General features: G+C 62.1%; 20 protein-coding genes. 9 read left to right on the top strand and 11 right to left on the bottom strand.

The genetic code is table 11. The features are described 5' to 3' along the window. Positions 1 to 82: 82 nt before the first annotated feature. Positions 83 to 451 (bottom strand): nuclear transport factor 2 family protein, encoded by a 369-nt coding sequence (locus tag C7T36_RS23240; RefSeq protein ID WP_045067789.1) that lies wholly within the window; start codon positions 449 to 451, stop codon positions 83 to 85. A 264-nt stretch (positions 452 to 715) separates the two neighbouring features. Here C7T36_RS23240 and C7T36_RS23235 point away from each other — a divergent pair, with 264 nt between their 5' ends. From C7T36_RS23235 to C7T36_RS23225, 3 genes are all read left to right on the top strand, one after another. After that, on the top strand, positions 716 to 1555 hold the full coding sequence (locus tag C7T36_RS23235; protein WP_106939797.1) for a TetR family transcriptional regulator: 840 nt from the start codon (positions 716 to 718) through the stop codon (positions 1553 to 1555). Between the two features lie 280 nt (positions 1556 to 1835). Further along, entirely contained in the window at positions 1836 to 3494 is a 1659-nt protein-coding gene (locus C7T36_RS23230; RefSeq protein WP_045067788.1) for a long-chain-fatty-acid--CoA ligase, read from the top strand. Between the two features lie 188 nt (positions 3495 to 3682). After that, positions 3683 to 4540 (top strand): aspartate/glutamate racemase family protein, encoded by an 858-nt coding sequence (locus C7T36_RS23225; RefSeq protein ID WP_045067787.1) that lies wholly within the window; start codon positions 3683 to 3685, stop codon positions 4538 to 4540. A gap of 470 nt (positions 4541 to 5010) precedes the next feature. Here the strand turns inward: C7T36_RS23225 and C7T36_RS30280 are convergent, their stop codons facing one another. The 3 genes from C7T36_RS30280 to C7T36_RS23210 are packed head-to-tail and all read right to left on the bottom strand — an operon-like array spanning position 5011 to position 7711. Continuing rightward, on the bottom strand, positions 5011 to 5148 hold the full coding sequence (locus C7T36_RS30280) for a hypothetical protein (protein WP_162487749.1): 138 nt from the start codon (positions 5146 to 5148) through the stop codon (positions 5011 to 5013). 32 nt (positions 5149 to 5180) lie between these two features. Then, positions 5181 to 6119 (bottom strand): SMP-30/gluconolactonase/LRE family protein, encoded by a 939-nt coding sequence (locus tag C7T36_RS23215; protein WP_045067785.1) that lies wholly within the window; start codon positions 6117 to 6119, stop codon positions 5181 to 5183. Between the two features lie 56 nt (positions 6120 to 6175). Further along, positions 6176 to 7711: a class I adenylate-forming enzyme family protein gene (locus C7T36_RS23210; RefSeq protein ID WP_045067784.1), complete on the bottom strand. Its 1536-nt coding sequence runs from the start codon at positions 7709 to 7711 to the stop codon at positions 6176 to 6178. Positions 7712 to 8057: 346 nt separating this feature from the next. Between C7T36_RS23210 and C7T36_RS23205 the strand changes: the two genes are divergently transcribed. After that, positions 8058 to 8942, top strand: coding sequence for a hydroxymethylglutaryl-CoA lyase (locus C7T36_RS23205; protein WP_045067783.1), 885 nt, complete (start codon positions 8058 to 8060; stop codon positions 8940 to 8942). Here C7T36_RS23205 and C7T36_RS29935 read toward each other — a convergent pair. Beyond that, complete coding sequence (locus C7T36_RS29935) at positions 8868 to 9641, bottom strand: GntR family transcriptional regulator (protein WP_052683547.1); 774 nt, start codon at positions 9639 to 9641, stop codon at positions 8868 to 8870. The genes C7T36_RS23205 and C7T36_RS29935 overlap by 75 nt on opposite strands. Positions 9642 to 9774: 133 nt before the next feature. Between C7T36_RS29935 and C7T36_RS23190 the strand changes: the two genes are divergently transcribed. After that, positions 9775 to 10989: a CaiB/BaiF CoA-transferase family protein gene (locus C7T36_RS23190; protein ID WP_045068132.1), complete on the top strand. Its 1215-nt coding sequence runs from the start codon at positions 9775 to 9777 to the stop codon at positions 10987 to 10989. Between the two features lie 84 nt (positions 10990 to 11073). Here C7T36_RS23190 and C7T36_RS23185 read toward each other — a convergent pair whose 3' ends face one another. From C7T36_RS23185 to C7T36_RS23165, 5 genes are all read right to left on the bottom strand, one after another. Beyond that, entirely contained in the window at positions 11074 to 12138 is a 1065-nt protein-coding gene (locus C7T36_RS23185; protein ID WP_052683546.1) for a DUF4236 domain-containing protein, read from the bottom strand. 9 nt (positions 12139 to 12147) lie between these two features. Beyond that, positions 12148 to 12780 (bottom strand): TerD family protein, encoded by a 633-nt coding sequence (locus C7T36_RS23180; protein ID WP_052683545.1) that lies wholly within the window; start codon positions 12778 to 12780, stop codon positions 12148 to 12150. Between the two features lie 153 nt (positions 12781 to 12933). Then, on the bottom strand, positions 12934 to 13230 hold the full coding sequence (locus tag C7T36_RS23175; RefSeq protein WP_045067782.1) for a putative quinol monooxygenase: 297 nt from the start codon (positions 13228 to 13230) through the stop codon (positions 12934 to 12936). Positions 13231 to 13274: 44 nt separating this feature from the next. Then, entirely contained in the window at positions 13275 to 13913 is a 639-nt protein-coding gene (locus C7T36_RS23170) for a carboxymuconolactone decarboxylase family protein (RefSeq protein WP_033232012.1), read from the bottom strand. Positions 13914 to 13934: 21 nt separating this feature from the next. Then, positions 13935 to 14501 (bottom strand): VOC family protein, encoded by a 567-nt coding sequence (locus C7T36_RS23165; RefSeq protein WP_033232013.1) that lies wholly within the window; start codon positions 14499 to 14501, stop codon positions 13935 to 13937. 201 nt (positions 14502 to 14702) lie between these two features. Here C7T36_RS23165 and C7T36_RS23160 point away from each other — a divergent pair, with 201 nt between their 5' ends. The 4 genes from C7T36_RS23160 (at position 14703) to C7T36_RS23145 (ending at position 18401) form a co-directional block, all read left to right on the top strand. Continuing rightward, the gene (locus C7T36_RS23160) at positions 14703 to 15089 is read left to right on the top strand and encodes a nuclear transport factor 2 family protein (RefSeq protein ID WP_045067781.1); all 387 of its coding nucleotides are present in this window, start codon (positions 14703 to 14705) and stop codon (positions 15087 to 15089) included. Then, positions 15086 to 16270 (top strand): acyl-CoA dehydrogenase family protein, encoded by a 1185-nt coding sequence (locus C7T36_RS23155; RefSeq protein WP_175393646.1) that lies wholly within the window; start codon positions 15086 to 15088, stop codon positions 16268 to 16270. The genes C7T36_RS23160 and C7T36_RS23155 overlap by 4 nt, the downstream gene beginning before the upstream one ends. Further along, positions 16261 to 17637: a phosphotransferase family protein gene (locus tag C7T36_RS23150; RefSeq protein ID WP_052683544.1), complete on the top strand. Its 1377-nt coding sequence runs from the start codon at positions 16261 to 16263 to the stop codon at positions 17635 to 17637. The genes C7T36_RS23155 and C7T36_RS23150 overlap by 10 nt, the downstream gene beginning before the upstream one ends. 122 nt (positions 17638 to 17759) lie before the next feature. Beyond that, positions 17760 to 18401 carry a TetR/AcrR family transcriptional regulator gene (locus C7T36_RS23145; protein ID WP_045067780.1) on the top strand — a complete coding sequence of 214 codons (642 nt, stop codon included), beginning with the start codon at positions 17760 to 17762 and terminating at the stop codon, positions 18399 to 18401. Between the two features lie 125 nt (positions 18402 to 18526). Here the strand turns inward: C7T36_RS23145 and C7T36_RS23140 are convergent, their stop codons facing one another. After that, complete coding sequence (locus C7T36_RS23140; RefSeq protein WP_045067779.1) at positions 18527 to 19684, bottom strand: acyl-CoA dehydrogenase family protein; 1158 nt, start codon at positions 19682 to 19684, stop codon at positions 18527 to 18529. Positions 19685 to 19925: the final 241 nt, after the last annotated feature.

Below are 19925 nucleotides of genomic sequence, written 5' to 3'. Positions count from 1 at the left end.
TCGATCGCTAGATGACGAACAGATGGCTGATCGTGATCAACGCTTGCGTGATATTCCTTCGAAGGCCTTGTCGCGGTTCGCATCAGCTGAAGACGACGTCAAGCTGGCCACGGTCGAAGTACTCCTCGATGCGGTGGATCTGCCCGCCCTCGACGTACACGCGTAGGACCGCGGGGACATTGACGGTCTTCTTGCCGACAGTCGCCTTGATGACGTGTTGGCGGAGAAATCCGTCTTCGACAGCGGTGTGGCGGACGTCCACATAGGCAAAAGCGTCGTAGCGGCCGGAGATTCCGGCGAGGGTTGCGAGGTTGTCGTCCCGGGATTGGTCCAGGTTGTCGAAGTTGTGCCAGACGGTCACGTCGTCGCGATAGAAGCCGGCCACCGCGTCGATGTCACCACCCTCGACGGCGTTGAAGAACCGGTCTGCGAACTCGAGGATGTCGCTCATTGCGGTGCTCCTGACTGGACGCCACGGAAGGCGTCGAACTTGCGAACAGGGGAAGGGGGGACTGTGACGTACATCGCTTATGCGTCCCAGGAGGACCGTATTACCAGCTGTTCGGTTCGTCAAGATCTACCGATCGCTAAATTTCGAACGTCAGCTGACGGATGCGTGCGACAGTGGTTCTATCTCCATGTCATGACAGATCGTCGTCCGCCATAACGGCCGTCCAACCAGGTGGTCGAGTGTCGGCGGGATAGCGTGGTACTCATGGTGCAGGCGGGACGAATCGTTGGAGACGGGCTCGGAGCCAGGATGCGCGCGGCGAGAATCGAGCGCAAGGTCGGGCTCCGTCAGCTAGCTCAACAAATAGGCATGAGTGCGTCCTCACTGAGCGAGTTCGAGAACGGGAAGAGCCTGCCGGGTGCGGAGCGTCTGGAGGCACTCGCGAAGGCGCTCGGGGTAGAGCTTGATCTGCGTCCACCTGAGCCCACCGGACCGCGGTTCGAGGACTGGCGAGACTTTGAACGGTTGGACCTCACCCCGGTCTTTCGGGCGGCGCTGGATGTCTTTGTGGAAGTGGGCTACCACGCTGCGACGGTCAGGATGATTGCCGACCGGTGTGGCTTGTCGATGGCTGGCGTCTACTACCACGTGGAAAGCAAGGACGCTCTGCTCACCGAACTGCTGCAGGGCGCGATGGCAGAGCTCATAAGCCGATGCGTGGCTGCAGATGCCGAAGCAGAATCGCCTGATCAGCGTGTGGCCAATCTTGTCGAGTGCGTAATCCTGTTCCACACCCACCGACAGGCCTCGGCCGTGCTCGCGTCCACAGAACTCCGTTCGCTCGACGAGCCTGGCAGGTTGATGCATCTGCAGTTACGACGGCAAGTTCGGGAGATCGTCCAGTCGGCCGTGGAGGCGTGCCGTGATGCGGGGCGAGCCGGAACCGTCCCGGCGACGTCAACCGCCACAGCGATCGTCACGATGTGCGTTGCCGTTGCGGATTGGTACCAACCGGGGATCAGCCCGTCGCCGGTCGAAATCGCGAGGGAGTACGCCGATCTTGCACTGGCCATGGTTGATGCAAGATCTACCGGTGCTCGATGACGCATTCGCTCGCCACCTGACGAGATGGTTGAGAGTGTCGTAGCTGCTTCAGGTTTCGGGCTCATTCCTTGACTAACGCACTTGGCCTATGCAATTCTAGGTGCAGAGAGAGCTTCTGCATTGCAGAATAATGCAACTGATGGGCGTTAAGCCTCACCAAATATCAAGTCCAGGCGGCACGTTCAGGGCTCACGACAACCCGGGATGCGGTTCGCGCATGGAGTCAGCATCCGGACCCTCCTAGGTCGCCCGCACTAGCACTGGACCCGAGGAGTGAATAATGACCACAATTGTCAAGGGACACCCGTCGACGAATGACGACTCGTATCAGCTCAACACGACTACGCTGATCCGCCACTCGGCACGTAACTATCCTGAGCGGGAGATCGTCTACCGCACCGGCGACGGCGGATGGGATCGCTACACATACGCCGACGCCTATGCGCGTATTAAGCGGATTGCGAACGCCCTGACCAATCTGGGTGTAGCACCCGGCGATGTGGTGGGGATCCTGGACTGGAACACCAAGCGGCACTTCGAGCTTTACTGGGCCATTCCCGGCACCGGAGCGGTGATGCTGCAGATGAACCTGCGCCTGGCTCCCGAAGATGTGGGTTACGTCGCGACGCACGGCGGCGCGTCCGTCGTCCTGGTTGACGAGAGTCTGCTGAGCGTCGCGGAGTCGGTGGCACCGTTCGCGCCGGAGATTACCTGGGTGGTGATGTCCGACAAGCCTCTCGCAGAGGTTGTCACCACGTTGCCGAATGTGCGCCATTTCGAAGACCTGGTAGCGACTGCGTCGCCGGAGATCGACTGGCCGATGATCGACGAGAGCTCCGCCTACAGCGCCTGCTACACGACCGGGACCACCGGTCGGCCAAAGGGCGTCTACTACTCGCATCGAGCGATCTACCTACACACTCTGACGCAGGCCTCGTCCTACGGGATGAGCGCCGCTGACGCGGTCATGCTGATCACGCCGATGTTCCACAGCCAGTCCTGGGGTCTGCCGCAGTCCGCCGTCTACGTCGCAGCCAAAATTGTTCTCCCCGGACGCTATTCGGCAGGGGACACTGACATGCTGGCGGACGTGATGATCGCCGAAGGTGTGACCGTAGCGAACGGTGCGCCGGCGATCTTCCAGCCGATGCTCGACTACATCAAGACGCTTGACGTCAAACCGGACTTCAGCCGGACCCGTCTGCTTTCCGGCGCTACCGAGCCGGCGCTCACACTCATGCGCGGGTTCTACGACTTGACCGGTGCCGACTTCATTCATGCGTACGGGGCTACCGAGACTGCCCCGATGGCTTTCGTGAACTACGGCCGTAAGGTCACCTTGCAGGGCAACGTCACGGAAGACGAATGGTGGAACATCAAGCGCTATCAAGGTCTTCCCGCGGGTGGTGTCGATGTGCGAATCGTCGATCCCGAAGACAACGACTTGCCGCACGACGGCAACAGTCAGGGCGAGGTCCTGCTGCGGGGACCGTGGATCACCGCGCGATACCACAAGCTTGATGACGACGCCGACCGATTCCTGGACGGTTATTGGCGAAGCGGCGACATCGGGACTATCGATGAAAACGGCTATCTCAAGCTAGCTGACCGGCTCAAAGATGTCATCAAGAGTGGCGGCGAATGGATTTCGTCGATCGATATGGAAAACGCGATCATTGCCCACCCCCGGGTCGCTGAGGCCGCAGTGATCGGTGTCGAGCATCCGAAATGGCAGGAACGTCCAGTCGTCATCATGGTGACCACCGACGGTGAGGACGTCGCGCTGGGCGAGGTCCACGCGCTGCTCGAAGGCGCATTCGCCAAGTGGCAGCTTCCCGACACGATCCTGTACGTCGACCAACTCCCACGGACCAGTGTCGGCAAGCTGGACAAGAAGGTCATGCGCGTTCAGCACGGTGACCTCTATCGGAGCGTCTAGACGCTGTTGAAGCCCGGGCAGTGCGATTTTTGCACTGCCCGGGCTTTGTTGTATTTGTCTGTTACGCAATATTTTTCGCTGTTCTAAAATGTCGGAGTCTATTCTTCACAGTAGAAATGCTTTCTGATAGCCTCGTCACACGAGTCGCCGGTAGTGCCTCACATCACCCATGAATCAAGGAGCGTCAGTTGACCAAGCGGATTGCCTACGTGGAGTTGAAAACCAGTCAGCAGACGAGTCCGGTCCCCGAGCATCTGATCGCGCCCGGCTACGCCGTCGACTTGGTGCAGACGGAAATCCGGGTAACCCCCGTTGACGCAGCAGACCTACTGCTCTCCGATGTCGCCTACGGGGAGGCCGCGATGCGGGCCGCTCGCAACGGGTACGACGGCGTGCTGATCGGCGGCGTACCGGACTACGGTCTGGCCGCCGTACGCGCGACTACCGACATTCCGGTGGTCGGCAGCGGCGAGGCCAGCCTACTGGCAGCAGCGGCGCTCGGCGAAAAGTTCAGCATCGTCACGATCTGGCCGGAAACGATGGACTTCGTCTACGATCGCCTCCTTCGTGATAATCCCATTGGGCGGCAGTGCATCTCGGTACGTTACGTCTCGACGCACGCCGAGCAGAGCACTCTGGCCGAGGACGACAACTTCCTTACCCAGATGAAGGCCGGGCGCGAGCACATGATCGAGCGCATCCTTGCCGAAATCGAGCTTGCGGTGAAGGACGGCGCCAAGTCGGTCATCCTGGGCTGCAACTGCATGAGCCCGGTCGCCGAAATCCTCGCTGCCCGCTCGAGTGTCCCCATCGTGGACCCGACCACGGCCGGCTACCGGCAACTCGAGACGATGATCGCGCTCGGCTTGCGCCCGGCACGGGACCCACGGGTGTCACTATCGGAGCGAGCGGATCTCTTCGCCGAGATGGTGCAGGCTGCGGACCTCTCGCTCGGGGCAGAGCAGGAAGACTGCCCCGTGTGTGTCCTTCACGACGATGGCACCGCGTCGTGTGACCTGCCGGCAAACGTGCCCGCCGAAGTGTAGGGCGGAACCTGAATTCGACGCGGCTTTCCTCGCAGCGGACCACCTGCGGTCATATTCGACCGCAGGTCTTCCGTGGTTCGGGCACACCTCGAGGTCCTGCACACCGAGTTCTACTGAGACCGCGGCTGTCGGGGGGCTATGACAAGATCGGTGACATGACTCAATTCAGGCGAGCGTGCATGGTGCGGCGGGCGGTGGGCGCGGAGCACCAACCGTCGCCCCGGTCCGTCCTCATTCGGGGGTAGCGGTCGGGGCGCACGAACGTGAAAGGCGCTGCCTTGTCCCGAACTGATTCACACGCACCGCTGTGGGTTCGCATCACTCGCCGTGAGTTGGGTGTCGAACCCGCCCACGATCACCGCGATGGAATCTGCGATCTGCCGCCTACCCCTTCATCCGATTGGTCGCCGCGGTCGCCGGGCACTTGCTATTGGACATTCGCATACACCGGAATCCGGATCTGCTCCTGTTCACTCTGCTACGACAGTGCCGGCCGCCGGAATGATCTCCAGCGGGAACGGCGCAGCGCGGCATCTCGAATCTCGGCTGATCTGCGGCGTTGGCAGATCGGAGATGCCGCCGCATTCGACGACGTCTCCACGCCTCATCGCCGCCGCGATTGGTGGTGACGGTGCGACCGTCAGACCAGTGAACCCTGGTTGTTGAGAACCAGACCAGCTCGGGGCCAGTCGAATCGGAGCAATTTTCCGGTACTCGACGCGGTCACGAATGCCGTGCGCATGTCCTCTCCGCCCCAGCAGATGTTGGTGATGCCCGGGTCGCCGTCGGTGTCGATGCTGAGGAACTCGACCAACTCGCCGTCCGGACTGATCACGCAAATGCCGGGCGTGGCGAGAGATGCGACGCAGATATTGCCATTGGCCTCGACTCCGAGCGAGTCGAAGTAACGGAAGTCGGGTGATCCCCAGAGGAAGTTGCCCCCGCCGGAGCCGGCGAGCGTACGGCCACCGACGATCTCGCCGGGAGCGGTAACGTCCCACCACCAGACCCGCGCGGTGAACGTCTCACTGACGTAGAGGCGTGTGCCGTCGGGGGAGAGGCCGATTCCGTTGGGGCCATGCATTTCTGAAGCAACGAGGCGGATCGACGAACCGTCGCTCGTGCCGTAGAAGAGGCGGCCGTGATCGTTGCCTCGGTCGTTGCTCTTGCCGTGGTCCGTGAAGTAGAAGCCGCCATGCGCGTCGAAGACGATGTCGTTGGGGCCGCGGAGTGGGATGCCGTCGCACTCGGTGTACAGGGTCTCGACCTCGCCGGTTTCGAGATCGACAGCTTGAATGCTGCCGCCCGTGTAGTTCTCGGGGGTGCCGCCCGCGAAGACGTAACCATACGCCTCCGTGGCGATCATCCCTCCGCAGTTGGCGATGTATGCGCGGCCGTCTGGGCCGATAGCGGTGCCGTTGGGGCCGCCGCCGACCTCCGCGACCACAGTGTTGGTGCCGTCCGGGGTTACTCGCGTGAGTGTTCCGCGGTGAATCTCGACGACTAGTGCGTCGCCGTTCGGCAGTGCAACCGGGCCCTCCGGAAATTTCAGTCCGGTGGTGACAACTGTGAAAGACATCGGGTGCTCCTCGGTTCGTGTACTGCGGGAGTTGTTGTGCTGCTGGGGTGTTGGCGTCAGTTGGATGCGAACTGATCGCGCAGGACGTTCTTGCGGATCTTGCCGCTGACGGTTTGCGGCATTTCGTCGATGAAGATGACCTTGCGGGGCTGCTTGAAGGCGGCGAGTTGCGAGCGGCAGCTGCTGACTACGTCGTCCTCGGTCAGCGTGGTGCCGGGCTTGCGGACAACGACGGCAGTGACAACTTCGCCCCACTTGTCGTCGGGAGTTCCGATGACTGCGGCCCCGAGCACATCGGGGTTGGTGTAGATCGCGTTCTCGACCTCGCTCGAGTACACGTTCTCACCGCCGGAGATGATCATGTCCTTGGCTCGATCGACGATGTAGAGGAACCCCTCGTCGTCTTGACGGGCGAGGTCGCCGGTGTGGAACCAGCCGCCCTCGAATGTCTGCGCGTTCGCCTCGGGATTACCGAAGTAGCCCTTGGTTACCTGGTCGCCCTTGACGACGATCTCACCGATCGTGCCTGTGGGGCAGTCGTTTCCGAGCGGATCGACGACGCGTACATCTACCAGGGACATCGGCTTGCCGACGGCATCGAGCAGGTGCTCTTCCCCGTGTGCCGCCCTGATGTGTGCAGCCTTGTCGAGCGTGAGCATATTGCCGCCGAGTTCTGTCATGCCCATGCCGGCGTAGACGACGGGCCCGAACCGGTCGATAGTCTGGCGCAACACATCTGCCGGGATTTTCGACGCCCCGTACCCCATCCACTCCAGGCTGCTCAGGTCGTAGTCGTTGATCTTCGGGTGTGTGAGCAGCATTTGCATCATGGTCGGAGCGAATCCGCCACTGGTGACGCGGTTGTCCTGCACCAACTGCATCCATCGCTCCGGGTCCCAGCCCGACATCATCACTACCGAGCCGCCACGGAACTGGTGCAGCGGGGTCAGGTAGCCCGCGATGTGGCACAGGGGCATGGCGTTGAGGAAGCAGGTTTCGGGCTTCGGGTCGTATTCGATCGCCGACTGGATCAACGCGGTGTTGAGGTTGCGATGGCTCAGCCGGGCCCCCTTGGGCTTACCCGTTGTTCCGCTTGTGTACAGGATCCACGCATCATCGTCTTCGCTGATCTGCAATTGCGGGGCAATGGTCGACGCGGACCGGAGGACGTTCTCGTAGGCCGTGAAGCCTGTGGCGGGCTCGCCGATCACGATAATGTGCTCGACGCTCGTGAGCTCGGATCGATAGTCGGCAATTACCTCGAGATACTTCGACTCCACCATCAGCACTCGGGCCCCGGAGTCGTTGAGGATCCAGACCCACTCTTTTGGGTGCAGGCGGTAGTTGAGCAGAGTCAGGACCATGCCTGCAGTCGGGACGCCGTAGTAGGCCTCGATGTACTCGAGATTGTTTTCGGACAGCAGCGCAACTCGATCGCCAGGGGCTGCGAGGCCGCTCAAACCGTTCGCCAGGCGCAGGGCGCGCTGGTGGAGCTCGCCATAGGTCCGGCTATCGGATCCGTCATCCATCGCGAGTGCAGTCTTGTGGGGAAAGCGAGCGGCGTTCCGCCGTAGAAGATCGCTGTACAGCATGTGGGGCTCCAGTCGAAACGAGGCCAAGCGGCCAGTAATTGCACACAATCTAACTCAAGAGTGCCACAGATCACAAGTATGTGCACCATGCGGTCGAAACAAGATGTCCGATAGTCGACAAGTTGAGCGAGGGGCGACTTGAGCGATGATTCCCGTGGTCCGACACTTGAAAAGACATAGCCGAGCAAGTGCATTGCCGCGACTGTCAGCCACGACGGATTGCTTGTGGGTGAGGTTCCGGTCAGGTCCCGATCCATTACCTCGCGGTCGTGCACACTTGTTTGTATACAATAATCGTGGTCGGTGCAGATTTTGCCGAGCAGTGTTCAGACGAAAGGGATTTGCCGTGGAGATCGTGGAGGTGAGCCCGCGCGACGGGCTGCAGAACGAGGCGGTGCACGTTTCGACTGCGGACAAGATTGCGCTGATCGAGCGCGCCATCGCTTCCGGTCTGCGGCGCATCGAGGCCACCAGCTTTGTGCATCCGGCTGCTGTACCGCAGATGGCCGACGCGGAGGCTGTCATGGCAGGGGTGCCGCGTCGTGCCGATGTCTCGTACAGCGGCCTCGTACTCAATCGCCGTGGCTTTGATCGTGCCGTGGCTGCGGGCGTGAACGAGGTGAACTGCGTCGTGGTGGCGTCGGAGACTTTCAGCGAGCGCAATCAGCGAATGTCGGTCGCGGACTCGGTGCATATTGTGCGCGATCTTGTCGACGATGCCCGCGTCGCCGGTGTTGGGGTATCGGTCACCATCGCAACCGCATTCGGTTGTCCGTTCGAGGGTGAAGTTTCCGAATCTGCAGTTCTTGCCCTGGTCGAGCAGATAGCTGAGTTGGGAGTGGACGAGATCGCGTTGGCCGACACGATCGGGGTGGGTGTACCCGCCCAAGTCGCCCGACTGTTTTCAGGGACCGCGGCGATCGCGCCGGGAATTCGGTTGCGCGCCCATTTTCACAACACTCGCAACACCGGATATGCCAACGCTGTCGCAGCTATCGACTCGGGGGTGACGGTGCTGGATTCCTCGATCGGCGGGATTGGCGGATGCCCCTTCGCGCCGGACGCCACCGGCAACATTGCGACCGAGGATCTGGTTTATCTCCTCGATCGCAGTGGTATTGCCACGGGCGCTCTGCTGCCCGAGTTGATCGAGGCGTCAGACTGGCTCGGCGGGGTACTCGGCGCTCAGGTTCCCGGCCAGCTCGCCCGGGCCGGCGGTTTCCCAGGCTGAGACGCCGAACAGCTCGTCCACCTCGTCACTGCTGGTTGCTGCGAGGTGGGCGAGAAGTACGTCGCGCCCCTGGAGGACGTGTTCGTGCATCAAGGCGGACGCCCGGGGGCCATCGCCGGCGACAATCGCGTCGCGTATGAGCTGATGGAACAAATGTGACCGCTCGGTCTGGGCGCGATCGTATTGGCGGAACGCCTGGAAGACCAACGGAACGTCAGTGGTTCGTTCAAGCAGGCGGCTTAGCCGCTCATGCTTTGCCGCGGCCATGATGGCCCGGTGGATTTGGCTGTTTGCCGTATCCACCGCCCGAACCCGTTCAACGGCGTCGACCGAAGTGAGTGTCAGTGCGAGTGCAAAATCCTCGATGCCCGCGTCGAGAATCTTCTGCGTGGCAGGGTCGATGCGCTCGGCCGCCAATTCAGCGGCGTACGCCTCGAGGCGGGCGCGAAGTCCGTACAAGTCAGACACATCTTCCATCGACAGGGTTCGCACGATGGCTCCCCGGTTTGGCTCGCTGAGCACAAGCCCTTCGGCTTCGAGTCTGCGAAGTGCCTCGCGGACAGGTGTGCGGGACAGCGAGAACTGCTCGGCGATCCGCTGTTCGATCAGGCGCTGGCCGGGCTTGTAGCGTCCTTCGACGATCGCCTGGCGGATTTGAGAGTAGGCGGCCTGACCCGGTGCCTGCGGTGTGGTTGCCACGGTGCCTCTTCGTTGTATGTGGGGTTGATGCACAGCAAAGCCTATCCCGTCGACAATACGATTTTTGTATGCAGGAGTGGCGAGTTCCGGGCATATTATCGATTGAATGTCGCAGATTGTGTACAATTTTGCCATGACTACAACATCCGGGCCGCTCAGCGGCCTGCGCGTGCTCGAACTGGGAAACTTCATCGCCGGTCCCTTTGCCGGGCAACTCATGGGGGACTACGGGGCTGAGGTACTCAAGATCGAAGCGCCCGGGTCCGGCGACTCGATGCGGCGGTGGGGTGTCACGATGGAAGGCGAAAGCCTGTGGTGGCCTTCGATTGCGCGGAACAAGAAGTCGGTTGCAATCGACCTCCGTCAGCCCGACGGTCGCGAGTTGGTGCGCAAACTGGTCGCCGAGGCCGACATCGTCCTCGAGAACTTCAGGCCGGGCACGCTTGCGAAGTGGGGGATGGACTACCAGTCACTCGCGGAAATCAACTCACGCATCATCCTTGTTCACGTCTCGGGGTTCGGTCAGAACGGGCCACGCTCGACGGACGCCGGTTTCGGCAGCGTCGGTGAAGCGATGGGCGGAATCCGCCATACGACGGGCAATCCCGGACTACCCCCGACCCGTGTGGGCATTAGCCTCGGCGACTCGTTGGCGGCACTGTTCGCGGTGATCGGGACCCTTGCCGCAGTCCACGAGCGCTCGGTCAGTGGCCGAGGTCAGGAAGTGGACGTAGCGATCTACGAGGCAGTGGCTGCCCTGATGGAATCGACAATGGCTGACCATGAAATCGGTGGCATCACCCGTGGACGCACCGGATCGGTTCTGCCGCGCGTTGCACCGTCGAATGTGTATCCCACGTCGGACGGAGCCGAGGTGATCATTGCCGCCAATGCCGACACCGTTTTCCGCAGGCTTTGCACTGCAATGGACCGCGCCGAGTTGGCCGATGATCCGAAGTTCGCGGAACACGGGCCGCGAGGTGAGAACATGGCCGAGATCGACGCCATCATCGGTGCTTGGACATCGACGATGAGCGGCGATGTGTTGTTGAAGACCATGGAGGACAGCGGAGTTCCGGCCGGCCGGATCTACACGGCCCCGGACATGCTCGCCGATCCGCACTATGCCGCGCGAGAGATGGTAGTCCGCCTCGTCAACCAGTTCGGTGTTGCAGTTCCCGCCGCAGGCGTTGTACCCAAGTTTTCCCGGTCACAGACTGCAACTCCCGAGCCCGGGCCGGGTTTGGGCGAACATACCCGCGAAGTTCTCGCCGCACTGGCCGGTATCGATGACGGCGAATGGGCCGACTTGCAGTCGGCTGGTACCGCTGTTCAGGCGCGCAGCTGACATGAAGTTCTCGTCCACGCCGTAGACGTGTGGGTGGGCCTCGAGCGTAATCGCTCGAGGCCCACCCCGTATAAGTCCATCCGGCTAGGGCAGCGCTGCGAGCGCTTCCTGCAGGCCCGGGTAGGTGGGATCTTCGGCGAGAACTCTCTCGATGCTCTTGCGCGCGGCGGCTTTCCGATTCTGGGAGAGATCGACTTGCGCTCGTTCGAGCAGCGCACGGTGCCGTACTTCGGAAGCGCGGGAGCGCACCCGCAGTGCTTCCTTGAAGCTTTCGCGTGCGGCCTCGTTGTATCCGAGTTGTGCGAATGCTCGCCCGCGCAGCGCGAACAGCAGTGCGGTGGCGTCGTCTTCGTTGGTGACGCCGTTGGTCAGATCGACGACGTCCTGGTGCCGGTCGGCGGAACTGTAGAGGTCCGCCAACGAAAGTGCTGCGTGGGCTGTGGGGGTCGCGTATTCGACGGTCCAGATCGCGGCGGGGAGGTCGCCGGCGCTTTGGTGCAGTTCGGCGGCGGCGAGGATAAGTACGTCGTCACTGATGCGCAGGGCAGCTGTGACGCCGTGGACGATCTGTACCGGCCACCTGCGTTCGGCGAGGTATCGCTGCACGAACGGATCCGCGGACAGGTCGACATGTTGGGCGACGACCCACCCGAGTAGCGAACGCGCTCGTTGGGCGGCGGCAGGGTTGGTGTCGGCGAATTCGAAGTGCAGCAACCCTTCCAATGCTGCGGCGAGGATCCGTATGTTCGGGGCTACGTGCTTGTGGCGTTGGGCAACGCCGACGTAGTCGGCTGGTGTCCGAGAGTGCAGGATCTGGAACAGTTCGCGCTCCCAGGCCGGTGCATGCGGAGGCGGCATCAGTGGTGGGGGCGGTACGGGTGGGAGCTGGGGAACCGGAGCTGCCGCGGCAGTAGGGGTTCGGCGGCGGGGTGCGGTCGACGTACTTGTCGATCGAGATCTGTTGCCGCCGACCGTCGATTGATGCGAGAGCCCAGTACCTGGCACCGACAGGGTGCGGCTGACGCGGCCGTTGGCGTGCTTGGTGATTCGGGCGCCCTTGACGCCTGCGGAGTAGCCGATGCCGCTGCGACTGACATTGACGCGGACACCGGGGACGATCTGGATGCTTTTGCGGAATCTGAAACCCATGATCGGCTCCTACAGTTCGTATCCGGCAGGGACCGGTGGGTTGGACCAGTTGATGGTCGGCGGGCCGTTGACTACCGGTGCGGCAGCGGGCTGCGATGTTTGGGCGTCGATGTTGTCGTCGACGGTGACACCGAAATCGCGGGCCAAACCGGCGAGCCCGTCGTGATAGCCCTGACCGACCGCGCGGACCTTCCAGTGGTGGTCACGGCGATAGATTTCGACGGTGACAGCGGCGGTTTCGCTGCTCCAGTCGTCGATGGTGAAAGCGGCCAGTGCGCTGCCGACTGCGTCGTAGACGGCGATGTCGGCTTGTCCCAGGTCGGCGAGGGTTGCCGGCGCCGCCGCATCGAGACTGAGGACGATCGCGATGCGCTCGATCTCCGGATCGAGGCGCTGCAGGTCCACGGTGATGCAGTCCTCGACGGAAGTTCCCGCACTTCGTTTTCCGGCGTAGTGGGTGGAATCGTCTCGCGACTCGGCCTGGTTGTAGAACACGAAATCGAAGTCACCACGCACCTTCCCGTCGGGGGTGAGCAGGAGTGCTGATAGGTCGGCGTCGATCGCTGGTCTTTGGTGCCATGTGCAGCGCACAGTGACGTCGGCCTGATCGAGTGGGGCATTCTGTCCCTTGCTCAACTGCACGTGATGCGCACCCTGGTCGTACCGGCTTCAGCTACATCAAATCAGGGGGACCGTCATGATTGCTAACGGGTCGCCGCACGACGACGAGGGTCTCCGGTCGTGATTTCACGACCGGAGACCCTCGTCGTCCGGCAATCTGAGCCCGAGTTTCGATCACACCTGCGGGTCGACGGTTCCCGTCGTCAATGACGGTGCACCTGCGAGCAGCGGGCCGAGATCAGTGATCGCTCCCTCGCCGGCGCGGAACTTGCGGTACTCGGCGTCATGATCGGCCGATTCCCAGGTTTCGATAAATCGCCACGTGGTGGGATTCTTGCTGTCGACGACTGTCTTCACGGAAATGCAACCGGGGAATGCTCGCGTTTCCTCGAGCACTCGCGTCATCACCGTACGTGCGGAGTCGAGGGAATCCGGCTTGAATGAAAGTTCCAGGATGGCAACAAGTTCCATGTTCAGTCCTTACCTAGTAGATGTCCTTGATGAAGACTAGCGGGTCATTCTCCGGCAAGGTCGGCAGAGAGGTCGGCGACTACGACGCCCTCGGGTATTCGGACTTCTTCGATGAGTTCGGGGCGGTCGTCGAATTCGAGTTTCAGAGCCCGGCAGATGGTGGCGTGCATGTCGTACATGCAGGTGATGTACGTCAGTTCCATGATTTGCTTGTCGGACAGGTGCGCCTTGAGGACGGCAAAGACCTCGTCGGGTACGCGGCCGCCGTCGTAGACGAGTCCGTCGGTGTAGGCGAGGACGGCGCGTTCGATGTCGGTGAACAGGTCGCTGATCTGCCAGTGGGGTAGGGCCGCGATTTTCTCTTCGGTCATGCCGAGTGAGCGCATCTGCTTGCAGTGCTGAGAGAAGACGAACTGGCTGCCCCGTGCGTATCCGGCGCGGGCCTGACCTAGTTCGCGCAGCAGCGGGTCGAGGTCTGCGTTGCGATACAGGGCGAATCCTCGTACCGCGTGGCGGAAGACGTCAGGGGATTGGGCGAAGACGGTCCACCAGTCGCCTGGGGTGGCGTGGATGGTGCCGTGATCGACCGCGGGGTCTTTGTCGGCGCCGAACAGGCGGTCGTAGAAGAAGAGGATCTTCTCGTCGGTGACCTCGGCGCGGGGGATTTCACGAAGGCGGGGCATGAGTGGATCCTTTCGGGATGATCAGGAAGCGCTGGGAACGTTGCGGTCTGCGGCAGTCTTCGGCGTGTGTGCGACGTCCGATTCGGTGAATTCCTTGGTCCAGCAAGCGAATTCGAGAAGTACACCATCGGGGTCCTGGAAATAGAATGACCGGACGAAGGTGCCTTCATGGATCTCTCGCGACGCACCCTCCGGGCTGTCGTCGTGGTTGAGCGTGATGCTCAGTGGCACGCCGTCGGCCTTGAGCCGCTTGCGGTACTCGTCGAACTTCTCCGGTGGGACGGCAAACGCGACGTGATTCATCGACCCGACAGCGCTGACGAGCTCGTCCCGGTCAGGCAGTCCGGCGGGGGCGGAGATTCCGGGAACTGCGTCGGGTGCATCCGCCAGCCAGAAAAACGCCAGCGTGTCGCCGTTTCCACAATCGAAGAAGAAATGCTGTCCGAGGTTGCCGGGAAGATCGAGCGTCTTGACCAGCGGCATACCCAGAGTTCCCGAGTAGAAGTCGACGGTGCGCTGCATGTCCGAGCACACAAGCGCGAGATGGTTGATTCCGCGGAATTCGAACTTCGGATTGGTGACGGTCATTGCGGGCCTTTCTGGGGTGAATCGGTGAGAGCGGGACCATAAAGTGACTTGACAGTCATGTCATGTTCTTGGATAGTTTGTCCATGAGTAAGTCATCTGTCAACACCTCACTCCGGGCGGGCGAGGTGGGAGGCCGTTCGGATTTCTCCGTCCCGGTTATGGCTTGCGTGTTGTAACTGCCTCGAGGAGAATCATTTTCGCATGAAAGACTTCGCAGATCGGTTCTTCGCCGCAGTCTCCGGCGGCGATGAAGCGACACTCACCGAACTGTATGCGCCGGACGCGCGCATCTGGCACAACGACGACGGACAGGAGCAGACCGTCGAGGAGAACCTCCGAACGTTGCGGTGGCTCTCCCGTACTCTCGCAGACTTTCGCTACGAGGACGTCCGACGCTACGTACTGCCAGACGGATTCGCGCAACAGCACGTCGTACGCGGCCCCCTCCCCGGACACGGCCCCCTCGAGGTGCCGGCCAGTCTGTTCGTCCGCGTCGAGAATGGGCGGATCTCTCGGATCGACGAGTACGTCGACTCGGCCGCCACCCGGCCCCTGCAACTCGCTGCTGCCACAAGGAGGCACCCATGACTGTGAACCAACCCGAAGGCGATATCGCCGAACTGCGCACTCGGTTGCGCGCATTCATCGACGACGAGGTGATCCCCGCAGAACCCGTCCTCGCGAAAGAGGACGAGGTTGCACACAAAACACTCGGGCAACTGCGCTCGCGCGCAAAGGAACTGGGCCTGTGGGCGCTCGGGCACCCGGCAGACGTCGGCGGTGGGGGAGTTCCCTTCCTCGACTTCGTGTTCCTCAACGAAGTCATCGGCAGATCCGAATTCGGCCAGCTGGCAGTCGGCTCGGTGTCGATGCAGGACACTCTGATGCTGCACAAGCATGGAACCGAAGAACAGAAGCAGCGATGGATCCCGCCGATCGTCGCGGGGGAGTTCCTGCCGTCGGTCGGTTTGACCGAACCGGACACTGCTGGCTCCGATCCCACGCTGATCGAGACCCACGCGGAACTCGACGGCGACACGTGGGTCATCAACGGGCACAAGTGGTTCACCACCGGGGTGGCAGATGCGGGGTACTGCTCGGTATTCGCTCGAACCGAGCCGGATTCGACGCCGCGGCATTCCCGGATCAGCGCGATCATCGTGCCGACCGACACGCCAGGATTCGAGATCGTCCGCTCGATACCGACCATGGGGCACGATCCAAGCGATCACTACGAGGTTCGTCTCACCGATGTCCGCGTTCCGTCGGCCAACCTCCTCGGTGAACGGGGTAAGGGGTTTGTCGTCGCTCAGGACCGACTGGGCCCCGGCCGGATCTTCCACTGCATGCGCTGGCTCGGCCAGGCGCAGCGTGCATTCGAATTGATGTGTGAGCGCGCGAACACCCGCTACGTACACGGGTCACTGCTCGCCGAGAAGGGCGAAATTCACCGGTACATCGCGGAATCCGCAGCGCAGATACACGCAGCCCGCCTGATGACCCTCGACGCGGCCCGTGTGATGGATGCCGGCGAGGATGCTCGCATCCAGATCGGTCTGGTGAAGTTCTGGGGTGCTCGGATGCTGCACGACGTCGTCGATCGCGCGATCCAGGTGCATGGCGCACTCGGACTGACCTCCGACACACCGCTCGAACGGATGTACCGACAAGCACGTTACGCGCGCGTCTACGACGGTCCGGACGAGGTGCACCGCATGTCGACCGCACGTCGACTGCTGCGCGATCCAGGCGCAGCGCCATGGCTGTGACTCATGCCGCCAGCAGCCTTGGTGACGGAATCCGCGTCGCACTGAGCGACTCCTTCGGCGACGAGATCACTGTCGGGGAACCCCGACAGTTGACCGGCGGTGCGAGCCGTCAGATCTGGGCGGTCGACGTTCGGGGCGTAGATGGTCAATCGCAGGACGTAGTGCTGCGCCGGGACCCACCCGGGCACGGCGACGCAGACCGGATGCGGGCAGAGGTGGCATGCCTGCGGGCGGCCTCCGCAGTCGGGGTTCCGGTTCCCACCGTCCTCGCATCAGGGGACACGGCACCGGGCATCGATGCTCCGTATCTGGTAATGGACATGATCGTCGGTGAGTCGATCCCGCGTAAATTGCAGCGGGATTCCGCGTTCGACGAGGTGCGGTCTCATCTCGCTGAGGACATGGGTTACGTGCTCGGACAGATTCACCGTGCGGACACCGGCACTCTCGGGATGCTCGACGCCGGCGACCCGCTGGACGCGATCGAGGCCGTGTACCGGGATTTGGAACAACCTCGCCCAGCCGTTGAGGTCGGACTGCGCTGGCTTCGGGAGAATAGGCCTGCCAGGCGCCCGAATGCTCTGGTACACGGTGACTTTCGACTCGGGAACGTGCTTGTCGACGGCGGGGGAATCCGCGGCGTGCTGGACTGGGAACTCGCCCATCTGGGTGATCCGATCGAAGACCTCGGCTGGCTCTGCGTGCGTGCGTGGCGGTTCGGCGCGGAGCCGCCGGTTGCGGGCATCGGTACGCGCGAACAGTTGCTCGACGGTTATGAACGCGCCGCGGGAATCCGGCCGTCCGAAGCTGAACTGCACTGGTGGGAGGCGTACGGCACGCTGCGGTGGTTGGTGCTGAGTCAGTTTCAGTCGCAGCGGCATCTGAGCGGCGCCGAGAACTCGATCGAACTGGCCGCGATCGGGCGGCGAGTGTGTGAGTCGGAGTACGACCTGCTCCTGATTCTCGGTCTGCTCGACAACATCGAGTCGCTACCGGACGACACGGCGCCGTCGGTGCACGACCGTCCGAGCATGTCGGAGATCCTCGAACTGGTCACCGGCACTCTTCGCGATGACGTCGCCCCAGTGCTTGACGGGGCGCATGAACGGGAGCGGTACCTGCTCCGCATCTGCGTCAACCTGCTGGGGATAGCGGGACGGGAGCTCAGTGCCGGAGATCGCACAGGCGAGGTGACGGAATTGCTTGCAGCACTCGATTGCACATCGGAAGCAGATCTTGCCGATCGAATTCGTACCGGCGTCGTCTCGTACGCGGATACTGCCGTCCGCCAGTTGATCTCGACTGCCGTGCTCACTCGGCTGCGGGTGGCGAACCCCCGCCACGTGCTCCGTCCGTCGCAGACTTGATCCCGGACCAGGCTCGCCCCCTCCAGTGCTACGTGTCTACGCTGGCGGGGGGGGGCGAGCGGGTGTGTCCACCGAGGGAACATGACTTGACAGTCATGTCAGTTTATTGGACACTCACGAGGGTGAGCAAGTCATCTGCCAGTACACCTTCCGTACCGCCACCCGCTGACACCCTGACCGCGCGGGGTCGAAAGACGCGCGACGGTTTGCTCGATGCAGCGCGCAAGGTCTTCGAAGAGGTCGGGTTTCTCGATACTCGAGTCGAGCAGATAGTCCAGGAAGCCTCCGTCTCCTACGGGACGTTCTACCGGTACTTCGAGTCGAAAGACGATGTGTTCCAGGAGCTGAGCATCCGGCTCTTCGAGGACGTACACCGCCGTGAACCTCTCGACTCCGACCTGTCGCCGGCCGCCAGGCTCATCGCAACCAACCGGTTGTACTACCAGGCATATCGCAGAAACGCGAAGTTGATGGCCATCGTCGAGCAGGTCGCGACCTTCAATGCCGAATTTCGCGCACTTCGGCACGAGCATCGTCGACAACTGATCGAGCGAACATCCCGTGCAATCGCTCGGTGGCAGGTCCAAGGCCACGTTCGTGAGTCACTCGATCCGGTGATGGCCGCCCGCGCCATGTCCGCGATGGTCGACCACACGCTGTATTTGTGGCTCGTTCAGGGCGACGAAGCAGATGAGGAGATCTTGCTCGATACCCTCGATCAGATGTGCATCGGGGCGCTCGGCCTCGATGTTGCCTCCACATAGCCCTCCACATAGCCCTCCACATAGCCCTCGCGCATCGATCCTCACGGTGTGGATTCACCGTGAGGATCGATCCGTGGTCACGTGAGCGTCGTGCGCATCAGTCGATCTCGTTGCGGGACAAGGTGTCACCGAAACTCTGCGGCGATGTCCCGGCCGATGATTTCCTTCATGATCTCGGTAGTGCCGCCGTAGATGGTCTGGATCCTGGAGTCGACGTAGGCGCGGCCGATCGGGTACTCCATCATGTACCCGTACCCACCATGCAACTGCACGCAGCGGTCGACAACACGCTTCTGAAGTTCGGTCGCCCACCACTTGCTCATCGACGCATCCACTGCCGTGAGCTCACCGGCATTCAGTGCGAGAACGGCGCGGTCGATGTGCGATTCGGTGACCTCGATCTCCGTGCGCATCTCCGCAAGGGCAAACCGGGTGTTCTGCAGATCGCCGATCGGCTTTCCGAATGCCTTTCGCTCGAACACGTAGTTCTTGGTCCACTCGTAGGCAGCACGGGCAGCCACGATTGCAGACACTGCAATGGAGATCCGCTCGAGCGGAAGGTTCTCCATCAGATGAAGGAATCCCTTTCCTTCGGTACCGAGCAGGTTGTCGGTGCGAACGCGCACGTTCTCGAAGACCAGTTCTGCAGTGTCCTGAGCAGCCAGTCCGACCTTGTGGAGCTTGCGCCCGCGGGTGAATCCGGGAGTGTCACGTTCAACGGCAATCAGAGAGAAGCCCCTCGACCCCGCCTCGGGGTCGGTCCGGCACACGACGATCACAAAATCGGAGTGGATCCCATTGGTAATGAACGTCTTCTGGCCGTTGATCACCCACTCGTCGCCGTCCCGTACCGCAGAAGTCCGAACTCCTTGCAGATCCGACCCAGCACCGGGTTCGGTCATCGCGATTGCGCCGATCACCTCACCACTCGCCATCCGGGGCAGCCAGCGGGCCTTCTGCTCTTCCGTGCCCAGATGCAGGACGTACGGGATGACGATGTCGTCGTGCACGCTCAACCCGGAGCCGAACGATGTAGTGGCCGTGCGGGCGATTTCCTCGAAAACAACATTCCGGAACCGATAGTCGGTGACGCCCGCTCCGCCGTACTCTTCGGGAACGCTGAGGCCGAGGATGCCGGAAGCGCCGGCGGCGAGCCACGCACTGCGGTCGATGAGCCGATCCTCTTCCCATTTCGCGTAGTGAGGTTCGATCTCACGGGCCAGGAATTCGCGGACGGTTGCGCGGTAGTCCTCATGATCGGCTTCGTAGTGCTTGCGTTGCATCGGGTATCTGCCTCAGTCTCGGTGTTGACACGTAGGGTGTTGCTGAAACCCGGCCTGGGCCGGCCGGGTGATTGCGTTGTAGCGGAAGGTAACTCGAACAAGGTGGTACGGACAGCAAACCGAACCCCCGTTGAAAGTTCGGGCCGACTGATCGGCACATCCTTACCTGGGGTCGGCCATGAATCTCATCCAGTCACGGCCACCCTATCTAGCGCACGCTAAGTGATTCTAGCGTGCGTTG

The organism is Rhodococcus sp. AD45-ID (assembly GCF_003023755.1).
GTDB classification, from domain to species: Bacteria; Actinomycetota; Actinomycetes; order Mycobacteriales; family Mycobacteriaceae; genus Rhodococcus_F; species Rhodococcus_F globerula.
This window is presented reverse-complemented; position numbering and strand designations above follow the sequence as displayed.